This window comes from Flavobacterium sp. FlaQc-48 (assembly GCF_044007335.1).
In the GTDB taxonomy this organism is placed as follows: domain Bacteria; phylum Bacteroidota; class Bacteroidia; order Flavobacteriales; family Flavobacteriaceae; genus Flavobacterium.
Genome location: NZ_JBIPCR010000034.1, coordinates 1 through 17,984 on the forward strand (window position 1 = coordinate 1; position 17,984 = coordinate 17,984).

General features: G+C 36.4%; 2 protein-coding genes. Both read left to right on the top strand.

Translation table 11 applies throughout. The annotated features are described in order from the left end of the window. A partial coding sequence (locus ACHRWY_RS27385; RefSeq protein ID WP_395359175.1) for a phosphopantetheine-binding protein occupies positions 1–764 on the top strand: 764 nt, incomplete at its 5' end. Between the two features lie 9 nt (positions 765–773). Further along, a partial coding sequence (locus tag ACHRWY_RS27390) for a non-ribosomal peptide synthase/polyketide synthase (RefSeq protein ID WP_395359177.1) occupies positions 774–17,984 on the top strand: 17,211 nt, incomplete at its 3' end.

The following is a 17,984-nucleotide window of genomic DNA, read 5'->3' on the forward strand; positions in this document are numbered from 1 at the left end:
GTGTTCAGGTAGCGAGAGGCTATTTGAACAAGGAAGAACTAACTAAAGAGAAGTTTATAGTAAGTCCATTTAAGGAAGGTGAACGAATTTATAAGACAGGCGATTTAGCGCGTTGGCTGCCGGATGGTAATATAGAATATATCGGCAGGAAAGATGATCAGGTTAAGATCCGCGGTTATCGCATCGAGCTGGGCGAGATTGAGAATGTCTTATCATCTTTACCGGGAGTAACACAATGTTGTGTACTGGCTAAGGAAGATACAGTTGGCAGTAAGCGTCTGGTTGGTTATGTTGTACCTGAAGGTGATTTCGATAAAGAAGTATTACAAAAACAATTAAAACTAAGCCTGCCTGAGTATATGGTTCCCCAATTATGGGTGACTTTAGATACGATGCCATTAACTTCTAATGGAAAGCTGGATAAGAAATCATTGCCGCATCCGGATGGTTCTGAGCTTTCAAGTAAAGAATATGTAGCACCACGTAACGAAACAGAAGCACAATTAGTAGAAATCTGGCAGAATCTCTTAGGAGTAGAACGAGTAGGAATTCATGATGATTTCTTCGAATTGGGTGGTCATAGTTTATTGGCTACGCGTTTAGTTTCCATGATTCGTCAGGATTTGATAATAGAGGTTTCTATCCGTGAAGTATTTGAACATACAACAATTGTAGCGTTAGCATCTCTTATTGAATTTTTTGAACAGGATTTTAATGATGATAAGGAAGATAAAGAAAACTACAATATAACTATTGAAATATAATTTTTAAACATGAATGTAGAAGTTTTAAGTATTTTAAAAGAAGCTTATAATAAAAAAGTAAAAATAGGAGTAAATGAGGGCAGCTTAACAATTAAATCAGCAGCTACTATTGACGCCGATTTATTACAAAAAATAAAAGATAATAAAATTCATATAGTCGAATATATTGAGGGACGTCAAGTAAAAAACAGAAAAAATACTTTATCAAAAGTTACTCGTTACAATCGAGATTCCATCAAACAGATTCCTTTATCGTTTAGTCAGGAACGACTATGGTTTCTGGATCAGTTACAAGGTAGTACAGAATATCACATCCCTAGTGTTCTTCGTTTAGAAGGAGCATTAGAGGTATCGATACTGGAACAAACCTTACGGGAAATTGTTTCCCGTCATGAGGTTTTGCGCAGTATGCTTCTATCAGAAGATGGAATCGGTTATCAGGAAATTATCAGCGCGGAAAGCTGGTCATTAGATCAATTGGAAATAGAAAATGCATCAATGCTCGAAAGCACTCTGCAAGATTATCTGATGCGCCCTTTTGATTTATCGAAAGATTACAAGTTACGATCTTGTTTGTATGGTCTGGGGAACAATCAGTATGTTCTGGCAATTGTGTTTCATCATATTGCCAGTGATGGCTGGTCAGAGGGAATCCTGACCAATGAGTTTATGGAATTGTACAGTGCTCTGCAGTCTGGTCGTCCGGCAGTTTTACCGGAGCTTAGTTTACAATACGCAGATTATGCCATTTGGCAGCGCAAGTACTTAGAAGGTGCTGTTTTAGAAGATCAGTTATCCTATTGGGAAACAAAATTAAGTGGTGTAAGCACCTTGTCTTTACCAACGGATTATGTTCGTCCTTCTGTGCAGAGCAATGCAGGAGCTAGTGTTTCTTTAGAATTAGAAAAAGAGCTGAGTAACTCATTAAGTTCTATATGTCAAAAAGAAGGTGTTACGCTGTTTATGTTATTGTTATCAGCTTTTAAGATTTTATTATCTCGTTACAGCGGACAGGACGATATTTGTGTAGGAACACCAATTGCGAATCGTACCCAATCGGAATTAGAAGGAATGATTGGCTTTTTTGTCAATACTTTAGCACTTCGCAGTGATTTAAGCGGCGATCCTAGTTTTAAGGAATTATTGTCAAGAGTAAAGCAGACAACCTTGGAAGGTTATGACCATCAGCTAACACCTTTTGAAAAAGTAGTAGATCGTGTGATTACGACCCGTGATATGAGTATGACACCATTGTTTCAGGTGTTATTTGTATTACAGAACGCATCTAATATATCTGGAGAAGATAGGGAAACCTTAGAAGGTGTTACGTTATCAGGATATGAGTTTGATACGGTTACTTCTAAATTTGATTTAGTATTAAATGCTTCTGAAAGTGGTGATCATATTTCATTCAATATAGTATATTGTACCGCTTTATTTGATAAAGCAACAATAGATCGAATGCTGGTGCATTATCAAGAGCTGCTGGTTAGTATTGTAAGCAATATCACCCAACCGATAAGCAATTTATCTATACTTACAACAAAAGAAGAGTATCAATTATTATATGAATTTAATGATACAAATGTTACATATCCCAAAGATAAGACGCTAATAGATTTATTTACCGAACAGGTTAGACAAACACCAGATGCTATAGCAGTAGTTTATGAAGACGGGAAAATAAATTATAAGGAGTTGGATCAACGCTCAAACCAATTGGCACACTATTTATTATCTATTAATGGTATAAGTGGAGTTAGCCAAATTGGAGTAGTTTTAGATCGCAGTGATTGGATAATTGTTTCATTTTTAGCAATATTAAAAATAGGAGCAACTTATGTTCCAATAGATCCTAACCATCCCGAAGAAAGAAAAGAATATATAAAGAAAGATAGTAACTGTTCTGTCATCGTAGATGATTTATTACTGGAAATATTCAAAAAGGATCGTTCTAAATATTCTAATGATTTACCTAAAATTGTTGTTGGACCTACTGATTTAGCATATATAATTTATACATCAGGTAGTACTGGGAAACCGAAAGGGGTAATGATTGAACATAGAAGTATCGTAAATACAATACTATCTCAAATTTCTGCTTTTTCAATTACCAATAAAGATACCTGTCTACAATTTGCAAGTATTTCATTCGATGCCTCTATTTGGGAGATTTGTATTTCCCTTTTGAGTGGTAGTCGTTTATGTATCATAAAAGAAGAAGCAAAATCAGACATTGTCTTTTTTAGAAACTTTATAGCAAATAATGCAATTACTTTTGCAACATTACCACCAGCATTTTTACAATTATTGTCGGTTGAAGATATAAAAAGTATTACCACTCTAGTTACTGCGGGAGAGTCAATACCTTTAGAATTAGCGAAGACATTTTCTCAGCATTACAATTACGTTAATGCCTATGGTCCTACAGAAGCAAGTATTTGTTCTACAACTTTCCAAGGAGATATAAAAGATATTGTATCAATTGGAAAACCTATTGACAATACTCAGGTGTATGTTATGAATGAGGAACATAATCTTTTGCCTGTTGGAGTAATTGGTGAGTTATGTGTTGGAGGAGCAGGAGTAGCACGAGGTTATTTAAATCTTGAACAATTAACCCAGGAAAAGTTTATAAACAATCCTTTTATAGAAGGAGGCCGAATTTATAAAACAGGAGATTTAGCTCGCTGGTTACCAGATGGTAATCTTGAGTATCTAGGTAGAAAAGATGATCAGGTCAAGATTCGAGGATACCGTATTGAATTAGGAGAAATTGAAAATATATTATCAGCATTATCAGGGGTTAGACAGTGTTGTGTTTTGGCCAAAGAAGATGTAAATAATACTAAGCGTCTGGTAGGTTATGTGGTTATGGAAGGTGTATTAGATAAAGAAGTGCTGCAAGAACAATTAAAGCTGCATTTGCCTGAATATATGATTCCTATGATTTGGGTATCATTAGAAAAGATGCCAATAACCAGTAATGGAAAATTAGATAAAAAGTCATTACCGGATCCAGAGAACTCAGAGTTGTCAACCAGTAAATATATTGCTCCTCGTAACGAAACAGAGAATCAATTAGTAACTATCTGGCAAGGATTATTGGGTATAGAAAATATAGGAATCCATGATAATTTCTTTGAGCTTGGGGGACATAGTTTATTAGTTGTTCAATTAATATCCCGCTTGCAAGCGCTGGATTTTCATATAAAAGTAAAAGATATTTTTGCTGGTCCTACGATAGCTTCCATTAGTGATAAGTTATCTTTCACATCTTTAGTTTATAGTGTTCCAGCTAATGGAATTAAAATTACAAGTGACCGCATTATTCCATCAATGGTGCCATTATTAGTTGATTTTAATCAAAATGATTTAGATAAAATAGTGACAATGGTTCCGGGTGGTGTTTCAAATATTGAAGACATATATCCATTATCTCCCTTACAAGCAGGAATTCATTTTCATAATTTAATGAGCAATCCTGCCCAGGGAGACCTCTACATTGTTCCAACTTTGCTTTCATTTTCTGATTCAGCAAAGCGAGTAGCTTTTATCGAGGCATTACAATTTGTAGTGAACCGTCATGATGTTTTACGTACTTGTTTTTTAAGTGATGGTTTACCTAATGCTGTTCAAGTAGTATTGCGAGAAGCAAAATTAGCATTAGATGATTTAGACTTAGAGGAATCCAAAGCTATTTTACCACAATTGGAATTGCTTATAGCTTCTGGTAGTCATTGGATGGACATTTCAAAAGCTCCACTATTAGAATTGAAATCGGCTGATGATCCAATTAATGGATGTTATTACTTAATAATATATCAACATCATTTAATAATGGATCATGTTGGTTTGGAGGTTATTACAGAAGAAATAATGTTGTGTCTATCAGGAGAAGGAACAAATCTTCCAACGCCTGTTTTATACCGGGATTTTATTGGTCACACATTACATGCACAATCAATCAATGACGGGGAATCTTATTTTAAATCTTTATTTGAAGGAATAGAAGAACCAACCTATCCATTTAATCTATCCAATGTTTTAGGTGATGGTACAGGTATCGAAGAGTCTGTTAGTATGCTCTCTCAAGATATAAGTGCATCATTGCGTAATACCTGTATTAAACTTAGTATGAGTCCTGCAGTATTATTTCATGCTGCTTTTGGTTTAGTTATAGCTAGATGCAGTAATAAAGAGTATGCTGTTTTTGGCTCCTTATTTTCAGGGCGTTTGCAAGGTTCTATTGGGGCTGCTGATTCTTTAGGTTTATTTATTAATACACTTCCGGTTGCGTTGAAATTAAAAGGAAGTGTCAAAGAATATTTGCAGGAAGTCAAGTTAAGATTAGAAGAATTATTATCCTACGAACAAACACCTTTATCTGATATTCATCATTGGAGTAATATCTCCAATGAGACGGCTTTATTTAGTGCTTTATTAAACTATCGTCATTCCTCATTATCTTCATCTGAAGAAAATAATGCTAGAGATATTGATTTAGGTATAACGCTTATTGGAAGTCATGAACGAACAAATTATCCATTTAATTTAAGTATAGATGATTTTGGTGTTGATTTTGGATTAAAAGTATTAGTAGATGAAAGTCTAAGTGCTGATCGCATACTTGCATATATGGAGCAAGCATTAATTCAGCTCATAGAAGGAGTAACAAGTGAAGAAGAAGTAAATGTTGATGCTTTAAATATATTACAAAGAGAAGAAAAACATCAACTATTAGATGTTTTTAATAATACACAAATATCCTACCCTTTAAATAAGTCACTAATACATTTATTTGAAGAACAAGTTGAGCGTACTCCTGATGCTATAGCTATAGTTTATAGAGAAAAAGAATTAAGTTATAGCGCATTAAGTAAATGCTCAAATCAATTGGCACATTACTTATTATCTAATATTAAAAGTAATGTAGGTAATTTGATTGGAGTAACTTTAGATCGTAGTGATTGGTCAATTATTTCGTTTTTAGCAATATTAAAAACGGGTTCGGCTTATGTGCCAATAGATCCTAATTATCCCGAAGAAAGAAAAGAATATATTAAAAAAGATAGTAACTGTAGTATTATCATAGATACGTTATTCTTAGATTCATTCAAAGAAGACATTTCTAAATATCCTGATAGTTTACCTGAAATAGTTCTAAAAGCAGATGATTTAGCATATGTTATTTACACATCAGGAACAACAGGAAAGCCCAAAGGAGTGATGGTGGAGCATAGTTCAGTTATAAATTTATGCTTTAACATAATCAATACTTTTGAGATCAATCAATTCACGATATGCTCTCAGCTAATTTCTGTATCATTTGATGCGTCAGTTTCTGAAATCTATCCATCTTTAATTTCAGGAAGCAGTTTACATATAATTGATGATGAGATTAAAAATGGAGCTACACTTGTCGATTATATTAAAATTAATGCAATAAACCATCTAACAATACCTTCAGATCTATTTGGACAGTTGGTATGGGAAGAATTACCAGCTTTGAAAAGCGTTCATATTGGAGGTGGAGTTTCATCATACAATACGCTAAAGGAATGGAGTAATACACAACTATTAGTCAATGGATATGGGCCTACAGAGTGTACTGTATGTGCTACAATGCATGATTTTAAAGATGGAGATTTAAATACTAATATAGGTAAACCTCTAAATAATACGAATATTTATATTCTTGATCCTTCGAATATTTTATTGCCGATAGGTGTAATAGGAGAGTTATATATTGGTGGAGTTCAGGTAGCCCGAGGTTATTTGAATCAAGAAGAATTAACTCAAGAAAAGTTTATAGCGAATCCTTTTAATGAAGGTGAACGAATTTATAAGACAGGCGATTTAGCCCGTTGGCTGCCGGATGGCAATATTGAGTTTATTGGCAGGAAAGACGATCAGGTTAAAATTCGCGGTTATCGAATTGAGTTGGGGGAGATCGAGAATGTATTATCTTCTTTACCGGGAGTAACACAGTGTTGTGTACTGGCTAAGGAGGATGCAGGCGGCAGTAAACGTCTGGTTGGTTATGTGGTTTTGGAAGGCGCATTAGACAAAAGGAGATTACAAGAACAATTGAAATCAACTCTGCCAGAGTATATGGTTCCTATGCTTTGGATAGAGTTAGAGAAATTCCCTTTAACTTCTAATGGAAAGCTGGATAAAAACGCATTGCCGGATCCTGATAGTTCAGACTTATCCAGTAAAGAATATGTAGCATCACGCAACGAAACAGAAAGACAATTAGCCGAAATCTGGCAGAATTTGTTAGGATTAGAACAAGTAGGAATTCATGATAATTTCTTCGAATTGGGAGGTCATAGTTTACTGGCGACTCGTTTAGTTTCCGTGATTCGAAAGGATTTGATGATAGAAGTTTCTATCCGTGAAGTATTTGAACATACTACAATTTCTGAATTAGGGACTCATATATTAAAACAGTCAGCAGGAGTTTTATTACCGGGAATTGTTGTAGAGGAGCGTCCGACTCGTATTCCTTTATCGTTTAGTCAGGAGCGACTATGGTTTTTGGATGCCTTGCAAGGCAGTACCGAATATCACATTCCTATAGTTCTTAGTTTAGAAGGAGCCTTAGAGGTATCGATACTGGAACAAACCCTACAAGAGATTGTTTCGCGCCATGAGGTTTTACGCAGTATGCTTTTATCAGAAGACGGAATCGGTTATCAGGAAATTATCAGCGCCGAGGGCTGGTCATTGGATAGCGCCATTGTATCGGATGAGTTATTATTAGAAAATAATATAGCTGGCTATGTGAATAAACCTTTTGATTTATCAAAAGATTACAAGCTGCGAGCGTGTTTGTATACGTTAGGGAATGAGGAGTATGTTCTGGCTTGTGTTTTCCATCATATTGCCAGTGATGGCTGGTCGGGTGGAATCCTGACCAATGAGTTTATGGAATTGTATAACGCTTTCAAATCAAATAAAACTCCTGATTTACCGGAGCTTAGCTTACAATACGCAGATTATGCCATCTGGCAGCGTAAGTATTTAGAAGGCGAGGTTTTGGAGAATCAGTTATCCTATTGGGAAGCAAAATTAAAAGGTGTAAGCACCTTGTCATTACCAACGGATTATGTTCGCCCTGTTGTGCAAAGCAATGAAGGCGCCAGTGTTTCTTTAGAATTAGGAAAAGAGTTGAGAGACTCATTAAGTTCTATCTGTCAACAAGAAGGCGTAACATTGTTTATGCTAATGTTATCCGCCTTTAAGGTACTGTTATACCGATATAGCGGACAAGACGATATTTGTGTAGGAACACCAATTGCGAATCGAACGCAATCAGAATTAGAAGGCATGATAGGCTTTTTTGTAAACATGCTGGCACTTCGAAGTGATTTAAGCGGTGACCCTAGTTTCAAGGAATTATTGTCAAGAGTGAAGCAGACGACTTTAAAGGGGTATGACCATCAGTTAACACCATTTGAAAAAGTAGTAGATCGGGTGATTACGAGCCGTGATATGAGTATGACACCTTTGTTTCAGGTATTGTTTTCCTTACAGAATAATGAAGAAAGTAAAGATGCAGCTTTAGAAGGCGTGACCTTATCATCGTATGATACCCAAGTGGAAAGTTCACAATTTGATTTAACACTTAATGTATCAGAAAGTAACAATGGCATTTCATTAGGAATAAATTATTGCACAGCTTTATTTGATAAAGCTACGATCGACCGTATGCTGCTGCATTATCAGGAGCTGTTGGTTAGTATTGCAGGCAATATCATCCAACCAATAAGCAGTCTGTCCCTGCTTACTTCGCAAGAGGCGAATCAATTATTATATGAATTTAATGATACTGATGTTGCGTATGCAAAAGAAAAGACCGTCGTTGATTTATTTGCAGAACAGGTAAAAAAGACCCCAAATGCTATCGCAGTTGTTTATGGAAATGAAGAATTAAGTTATAAGGAATTAGATGAGAAATCGACTCAGCTGGCGCTTTATTTACAGAAGCACTATGATTTGAGTTCCAATGATATTGTAGGTTTAATGTTAGATCGAAGTATCTGGTCTATTATTTCAATACTTGGAATTTTAAAAGCCGGTGCTTGTTATCTTCCTATAGATAAAGAGTATCCTGAGAATCGTAAATCCTTTGTTGTCAATGATGCTCATATAAAATTACTGATCATAGAGTCGGAAAGCTTATTTGATGTGATAGAATATGCAGTTCCTGTTTTTTCTATCGACGTAGAATTTGAGAGTGTATCAAACCAGGCTTCCTCATTCCCGGCTTTAAAAACCAATGCTGTCCAATCTTCGGATTTGGCATATGTAATTTATACCTCAGGAAGTACAGGTAATCCAAAAGGAGTAATGATAGAACATGGTAGTTTGGTCAACTACTTATTGTATGGTATATCACATTATGGAGAAGGAGATACTAGTCAGAGTTTCCCACTATTTAGTTCCTTATCATTTGATTTAACACAGACCAGTATCTATCTGACCCTTTTAACAGGAGGCCAATTGCATATTTACAAGGATAACGATGTTAGTTCGGTATTGAAGGCTATTGTTTTAAATGATGCAGTGACGTCGATAAAATTAACACCATCACATTTGTCATTTTTCAGGGATTTAGGTCATTCTCAATTAAAAAGATTCATTATCGGGGGAGAACAATTAACCCATTGGGATCTGTCTAATTTAGGAGAATTAGATCCATGGGTTAAATTATTTAACGAATATGGTCCTACCGAGTCTACCATTGGCTGTACGGTATTGGATGTTACAAAGTATCAATCCTTAGCTCGTATTGATATAGGTCGTCCTATAGCCAATACTAGTATCTATATCGTAAACGATAGATTAGAGTTATTGCCAATAGGAGTAATCGGTGAATTGTGTGTAGGAGGTGTTCAGGTAGCGAGAGGTTATTTGAACCGGGAAGAATTAACAAATGAGAAGTTTCTAGTAAGTCCATTTAAGGAAGGTGAACGAATTTATAAGACAGGCGATTTAGCGCGTTGGCTGCCGGATGGTAATATAGAATATATCGGCAGAAAAGACGATCAGGTTAAAATCCGTGGCTATCGCATCGAGCTGGGCGAGATCGAAAACGTCTTGTCATCTTTAGATGGAGTCACACAGTGTTGTGTACTGGCTAAGGAAGATACAGTTGGCAGTAAGCGTCTGGTTGGTTATGTGGTTTTGGAAGAGGCATTAGACAAAGAGAGATTACAGGAACAATTAAAACAAAGCCTGCCTGAGTATTTGGTTCCCCAATTATGGGTTTCATTAAATGCGATGCCATTAACTTCTAATGGAAAGCTGGATAAGAAATCATTACCGGATCCGGATGGTTCCGAGCTTTCAAGTAAAGAATATGTAGCACCGCGTAATGAAACAGAAAGACAATTAGCAGTAATCTGGCAGAATCTCTTAGGCGTAGGACAAGTAGGAATTCATGATGATTTCTTCGAATTGGGTGGTCATAGTTTATTGGCCACGCGTTTAGTTTCCATGATCCGAAAAGAACTGTCCAAAGAGATTGAAATTGCTGATATTTTCGCCTATACCACGATTTCAAGCTTAGGGACTCATATATCAGTACAGTCAGAAGGGGTTTTATTACCAAGTATTGTAATAGAAAATCGTCCGGCTCGTATTCCTTTATCGTTTAGTCAGGAACGACTATGGTTTTTGGATCAGTTACAAGGCAGTACCGAATATCACATTCCTATAGTTCTTGGTTTAGAAGGAGCATTAGAGGTATCGATACTGGAACAAACGCTACAGGAGATTGTTTCGCGTCATGAGGTTTTGCGCAGTATGCTTCTATCAGAAGACGGAATCGGTTATCAGGAAATTATCAGCGCCGAGGGCTGGTCATTGGATCAGGCAATTGTATCGGATGAGTTATCATTAGAAAACAATATAGCAGACTATGTAAATAAACCTTTTGATTTATCGAAAGATTACAAGCTTCGAGCGTGTCTGTATACATTAGGGAATGAGAAGTATGTTCTGGCTTGTGTTTTCCATCATATTGCCAGTGATGGCTGGTCGGGTGGAATCCTGACCAATGAGTTTATGGAATTGTACAGTGCCTTCCAATCAAATGAAACTCCTGATTTGCCGGAGCTTAGCTTACAATATGCAGATTATGCTATCTGGCAGCGCAAGTATTTAGAAGGCGAGGTTTTAGAGAATCAGTTATCCTATTGGGAAGCAAAATTAAGTGGAGTAAGCACTTTGTCCTTACCAACGGATTATGTTCGTCCTTCTGTGCAGAGCAATGAAGGCGCCAGTGTTTCTTTAGAGTTAGGAAAAGAGCTGAGAGACTCATTAAGTTCGATATGCCAACAAGAAGGTGTTACCCTTTTTATGTTATTGTTATCCGCCTTTAAGGTATTGTTATCCCGCTACAGCGGACAGGACGATATTTGTGTAGGAACACCAATTGCGAATAGAACACAATCGGAGTTAGAAGGAATGATAGGCTTTTTTGTCAATACTTTGGCACTTCGCAGTGATTTAAGCGGTGACCTGAGTTTTAGAGATTTGTTGTCAAGAGTAAAACAGACAACTCTGGAGGGTTATGACCATCAGTTAACACCATTTGAAAAGGTTGTAGATCGGGTGATTACAACCCGTGATATGAGTATGACGCCATTGTTTCAAGTGATGTTTGATTTTCAAAATATAGAATCAAACTCTGGCGAAGTTGTAGAACAAGAAGTCGCTATAAAAGGAGTTAGCTTGTCAAATTATGCTTTAGATATGGTTACAGCTCAATTTGATTTAACATTTAGTGTATCAGAGAGTAACCATGGTATTTCATTAGGAATAAATTATTGCACCGCTTTATTTGATAAAGCAACAATAGACCGAATGCTGCTGCATTATCAGGAGTTGTTGGTTAGTATTGTAAGCAATATCATGCAGCCTATAAGCAGTTTAGCGATGCTTACCCAAGAAGAATCACATCAATTATTGGATGTTTTCAATAACACTGATGTTGCCTATCCATTAGATAAGACTATAGTAGATTTATTTGAAGAGCAGGCTAAACAAACCCCAGATGCTATCGCAGTTGTTTATGAAGATAAAGAACTAACTTATAAAGAATTAGATCAGCGCTCGAATCAGTTGGGGCATTATTTACGCGAACAGGGTGTACAGCCGGATGATCTTGTGGCTATTTGTCTGGAGCGAAGTTTAGAGATGCTAATAGGTATTCTGGGGATATTAAAATCAGGAGGAGCTTATGTTCCAATCAAACCAGATTATCCAACTACTCGTATCTCTTATATTGTTCGGGATATTGGATGTAGTTTGTTGCTTACTGATAGCTCTGCAAAGGATGTTTTGAATTCTTTATTATTAGATGTCACTACGATAGTATTAGAAGGTTCTTCTGCTGTATATAATAACTATTCAGTTGGTTCATTAGATTTATCTTACTCCCCTAATTCTTTGAGTTATGTAATTTATACCTCAGGTAGTACTGGAGTTCCTAAAGGAGCAATGATTGATCATTGTGGTTTATTAAATCACCTTTTGGTAATGGTAGATGAGTTAAATATGGATAGTAATAGTGTTGTAGCTTTTACAGCACCATTCACTTTTGATATTTCGGTATGGCAATTATTAAGTGGTTTGTTATGTGGAGCTCGTATAGCTATTTATAATGAACGCATGATTTTGGATACCTATGATTTTCAAGAAGCTTTATCAACATATCAAGTTACGCATCTTCAATTGGTTCCTTCGTATTTGTTAAGTTTATTAGAAACAGGTTCAAGAAAAGGCTTAGAAGATTTACATTATTTTTTAATTACCGGAGAGGCAGCTACGGCATCGTTATTACGATCATGGTTTTCTTTATACCCTTCTATTCCTGTAGTAAATGCCTATGGTCCGGCAGAAGCATCCGATGATGTGAGTCTTCATATTATGAAAGAATCCCCAAAAAGTGTTGTTGTTCCTGTTGGGAAACCAGTAGCCAATATGTCTTTGTATGTAGTGGATGTCTTTGGTAATTTGTGTCCAATAGGTATAGTAGGAGAGTTATGGGTTAGTGGAGTAGGTGTAGGCCGTGGTTATTTAAACCAACCTGAACTTACATCTGAAAAATTTATAAAGAACCCATTTAAAGAAGGTGAACGAGTATATAAGACAGGCGATTTAGCCCGTTGGTTACCAGATGGTATTATAGAATATATCGGTAGAAAAGATGATCAGGTCAAAATCCGTGGCTATCGAATAGAGCTTGGCGAGATCGAAAATATATTATCTTCTTTACCTGGAGTAACACAATGTTGTGTACTGGCTAAAGAAGATACAAGCGGCAGCAAGCGTCTGGTTGGTTATATTGTATTTGAAGGTGATTTCGATAAAGAAGTATTACAAAACCAATTAAAGCTAAGCTTGCCGGAGTATATGGTTCCCCAATTATGGGTAACTTTAGAAGAAATGCCATTAACTTCTAATGGAAAGCTGGATAAGAAGTCATTACCGGATCCGGATAGTTCAGAATTATCGAGCAAAGAATATGTAGCACCACGCAATGAAACAGAAATGCAGTTAGCAGTAATCTGGCAGAATTTGTTAGGAGTAGAACGAGTAGGAATTCATGATAATTTCTTCGAATTGGGAGGTCATAGTCTACTGGCTACACGTTTAGTTTCAATGATTAGAAAGGAGTTACATATAGAAGTTTTTATTCGCGAAGTATTTGAACATACCACGATTTGTGAATTAGGAACTCAAATATCAAAACAGTCAGAAGGGGTTTTACTGCCAGGTATTACTGCAGAGGAGCGTCCGGCTCTTATCCCTTTATCGTTTAGTCAGGAACGACTATGGTTTTTGGATGCATTGCAAGGCAGTACCGAATATCACATTCCTATAGTTCTTAGTTTAGAAGGAGCATTAGAGGTATCGATATTGCAACAAACCTTATATGAGATTGTCTCGCGTCATGAGGTTTTACGCACTATGCTTTTATCAGAAGACGGAATCGGTTATCAGGAGATTATCAGCGCTGAGAACTGGTTATTGGATCAGGCAATTGTATCGGATGAATTATTATTAGAAAATAATATAGCAGACTATGTGAATATACCTTTTGATTTATCGAAAGATTACAAGCTGCGAGCGTGTTTGTATACATTAGGGAATCAGAAGTATGTTCTGGCTTGTGTTTTTCATCATATTGCCAGTGACGGCTGGTCAGAAGGAATCCTGACCAATGAGTTTATGGAATTGTACAGTGCCTTCCAATCAAACAAAACTCCTGATTTGCCGGAGCTTAGTTTACAATATGCAGATTATGCCATTTGGCAGCGCAAGTATTTAGAAGGCGAGGTTTTGGAGAATCAGTTATCCTATTGGGAAGAAAAATTAAAAGGAGTGAGCACCTTGTCATTACCGACGGATTATGTTCGTCCTTCTGTGCAAAGCAATGAAGGAGCTGATGTTTCTTTAGAATTAGACCATAACTTGAGAAATTCATTAAATTCTATATGCAAAGAAGAAGGTGTGACGCTGTTTATGTTATTGCTATCAGCCTTTAAGGTATTGTTATCCCAATATAGCGGACAAGACGATATTTGCGTAGGAACACCAATTGCGAATAGAACGCAATCAGAGTTAGAAGGAATGATTGGCTTTTTTGTAAACATGCTGGCACTTCGCTCTGATTTAAGCGGTGACCTGAGTTTTAGAGATTTATTGTCAAGAGTAAAGCAGACCACTTTAGAAGGTTATGACCATCAGTTAACACCATTTGAAAAGGTAGTAGATCGTGTGATTACGACCCGTGATATGAATGTGACCCCATTATTTCAGGTTTTATTTTCATTACAAAATGAGGGTGATAGTTTTGAAGAAAAAGAAAGAGGTTTAAATGCTATTACTATTTCCGGATACGAGTTGGATACCGTTACTTCTAAGTTTGATTTAGCATTTAGTGTATCAGAGAGTAGCAATGGCATTTCATTAGGAATAAATTATTGTACAGCTTTATTTGATAAAGCAACAATAGACCGAATGCTGCTGCATTATCAGGAGCTGTTGATTAGTATTGTAAACAATATCTCGCAGCCGATAAGCAGTTTATCGATGCTCACCCAAGAAGAATCACACCAATTATTGGATGTATTCAATACTACGGATGTTGCCTATCCATTAGATAAGACGGTAGTAGATTTGTTCACCGAACAGGTTAAACGAACACCAAATGCTGTTGCAGTTGTTTATGAAGACGAAGAATTAACTTATAAAGAATTAGATCAACGTTCCAATCAGTTAGCTCATTATTTATTGTCTAATAAAAATATTAACGCAGATACTCTAATAGGAGTAGTTCTGGATCGCAGTGAATGGTTAATTATTTCGTTTCTTGCTATATTGAAAACAGGTGCAGCTTACGTACCAATTGACCCAAATTTCCCAGAAGAAAGAAAAACATATATAAAGGAAGATAGTAATTGTGGTATTATTGTAGATACTCTATTATTGGAAGCATTCAAAAAAGAGAGCTCTTCATATTCTGATGATTTACCTGAAATACATACAAGCCCTGATAATTTGGCATATGTTATTTATACTTCAGGTAGTACTGGTAAACCTAAAGGGGTTATGATTGAGCATAGAAACTTGGTTCATTTATGTTTTTGGCATCAATCTGCATATTCAGTAACTTCTCAAAGTAGAGGTACTCTGTTCTCAGGGGTTGGTTTTGATGCTAGTGTTTGGGAAATATATCCATACTTGCTTTCCGGAGCCAGCTTATATCCTATTTCAGAAAAATTCCATTACGATTTGGATAAATTTTCAAATTTTTTAATCGAGCATGCTATTACACATACTTACATGCCTACATTATTGTGTGAAAGTTTTATAGATAAAGAAATCTCTTTACCAAACATTATTGTTTTAACAGGAGGTGATGTGTTACACTTAAATAAACCAAGTGATATTAGGATTTATAATAATTATGGGCCAACAGAAACTACAGTAGTTGCTACTAATTATAAAGTATTAAATACTCCAACTCCAATGGTTAAGATTCCTATTGGTAAGCCTATTGATAATACTCAGGTTTACATTATGAATGAAGGACAGAATCTTTTACCTATTGGAGTTGTTGGAGAATTGTGTATTGGTGGATTGGGCGTAGCCAGAGGCTATTTAAACAAGGAAGAATTAACTAATGATAAGTTTATAGTAAATCCATTTAAAGAAGGCAAACGAATTTATAAGACAGGCGATTTAGCCCGTTGGTTACCCGATGGAAATATAGAATATATTGGCAGAAAAGACGATCAGGTTAAAATCCGTGGCTATCGAATCGAGTTGGGAGAGATTGAGAATGTATTGTCTTCTTTACCGGGAGTAACACAGTGTTGTGTATTGGCTAAGGAAGATACACATGGAACTAAACGCTTGGTAGGTTATGTTGTACCTGAGGGTGGTTTCGATAAAGAAGTATTACAAAACCAATTAAAACTAAGTTTACCCGAGTATATGGTTCCCCAATTATGGGTAACTTTAGAAGTGATGCCATTAACCAGTAATGGAAAGCTGGATAAGAAGTCATTGCCAAATCCGGATAGTTCAGATTTATCCAGTAAAGAATATGTAGCACCGCGTAACGAAACCGAAGCTCAGTTAGCAGAAATCTGGCAAAAATTATTAGGGATTGATAAGGTAGGAATTCATGATAACTTTTTTGAATTGGGTGGTCATAGTTTATTGGCGACTCGTTTGGTATCTATGATTCGTAGAGAGTTATCAATAGAGATCTCTATTAGAGATGTTTTTGAGTATACCACGATTTCTGAATTAGGAACTCAAATATCAAAACAGTCAGAAGGGGTTTTATTGCCAGGTATTGTTGCAGAGGAGCGTCCGGCTCGTATTCCTTTATCATTTAGTCAGGAACGACTATGGTTTTTGGATGCATTGCAAGGCAGTACAGAATATCACATTCCTATAGTTCTTAGTTTAGAAGGAGCATTAGATGTATCGATACTGGAACAAACCTTATATGAGATCATCTCGCGTCATGAGGTTTTACGAAGTATGCTTCTTTCAGAAGATGGAATCGGTTATCAGAAAATTATCAGCGCCGAGGGCTGGTCATTGGATAGCGCCATTGTATCAAATGAGTTATTATTAGAAAATAATATAGCAGGCTACCTGAATAAACCTTTTAATTTATCGAAAGATTACAAGCTGCGAGCATGTTTGTATACATTAGGGAATCAGAAGTATGTTCTGGCTTGTGTTTTTCACCATATTGCCAGTGATGGCTGGTCAGGGGGAATCCTGACCAATGAGTTTATGGAATTGTACAGTGCTCTGCAGTCTGGCCGCGAGGCAGTTTTACCGGAGCTTAGCTTACAATACGCAGATTATGCTATTTGGCAGCGCAAGTATTTAGAAGGCGCTGTTTTAGAGAGTCAGTTATCCTATTGGAAATCAAAATTAAGCGGTGTAAGTACATTATCATTACCTACAGATTATGTTCGCCCTTCTGTGCAGAGCAACGCAGGAGCAGGTATTTCTTTAGAGTTAGACCAGAAATTGGCAACTTCTTTAAGTTCTATATGTCAGGAAGAAGGTGTTACGCTGTTTATGTTATTGTTATCGGCTTTCAAGATCTTATTATCTCGTTATAGTGGTCAGGATGATATTTGTGTAGGAACCCCAATAGCAAATCGAACCCAATCGGAGTTAGAGGGAATGATTGGCTTTTTTGTAAACACCTTAGCGCTTCGCAGTGATTTAAGTGGCGATCCTAGTTTTAAGGATCTATTAGCAATGGTAAAACAAACAACTTTAGAGGGTTATGATAATCAACTGACACCTTTTGAGAAGGTTGTAGATCGGGTAATTACTACCCGCGATACGAACATGACACCATTGTTTCAGGTAATGTTTGATTTTCAAAACGTGGAATCAAACTCTGAGGAAGCTCTGGAACAAGGAGTCGGTATACAAGGAGTTGCACTATCAAATTACGCTTTTGATATTGTTACAGCTCAATTTGATATAATACTTAGTGTATCAGAAAGCAGGAGTGGTATTTCGTTAGGAATAAATTATTGCACGGCTTTATTTGATAAGGCTACGATTGACCGTATGCTATTGCATTATCAAGAGTTGTTGGTTAGTATTGCAGAGAATATCACGCAGCCAATAAGCGGTTTATCGATGCTCACC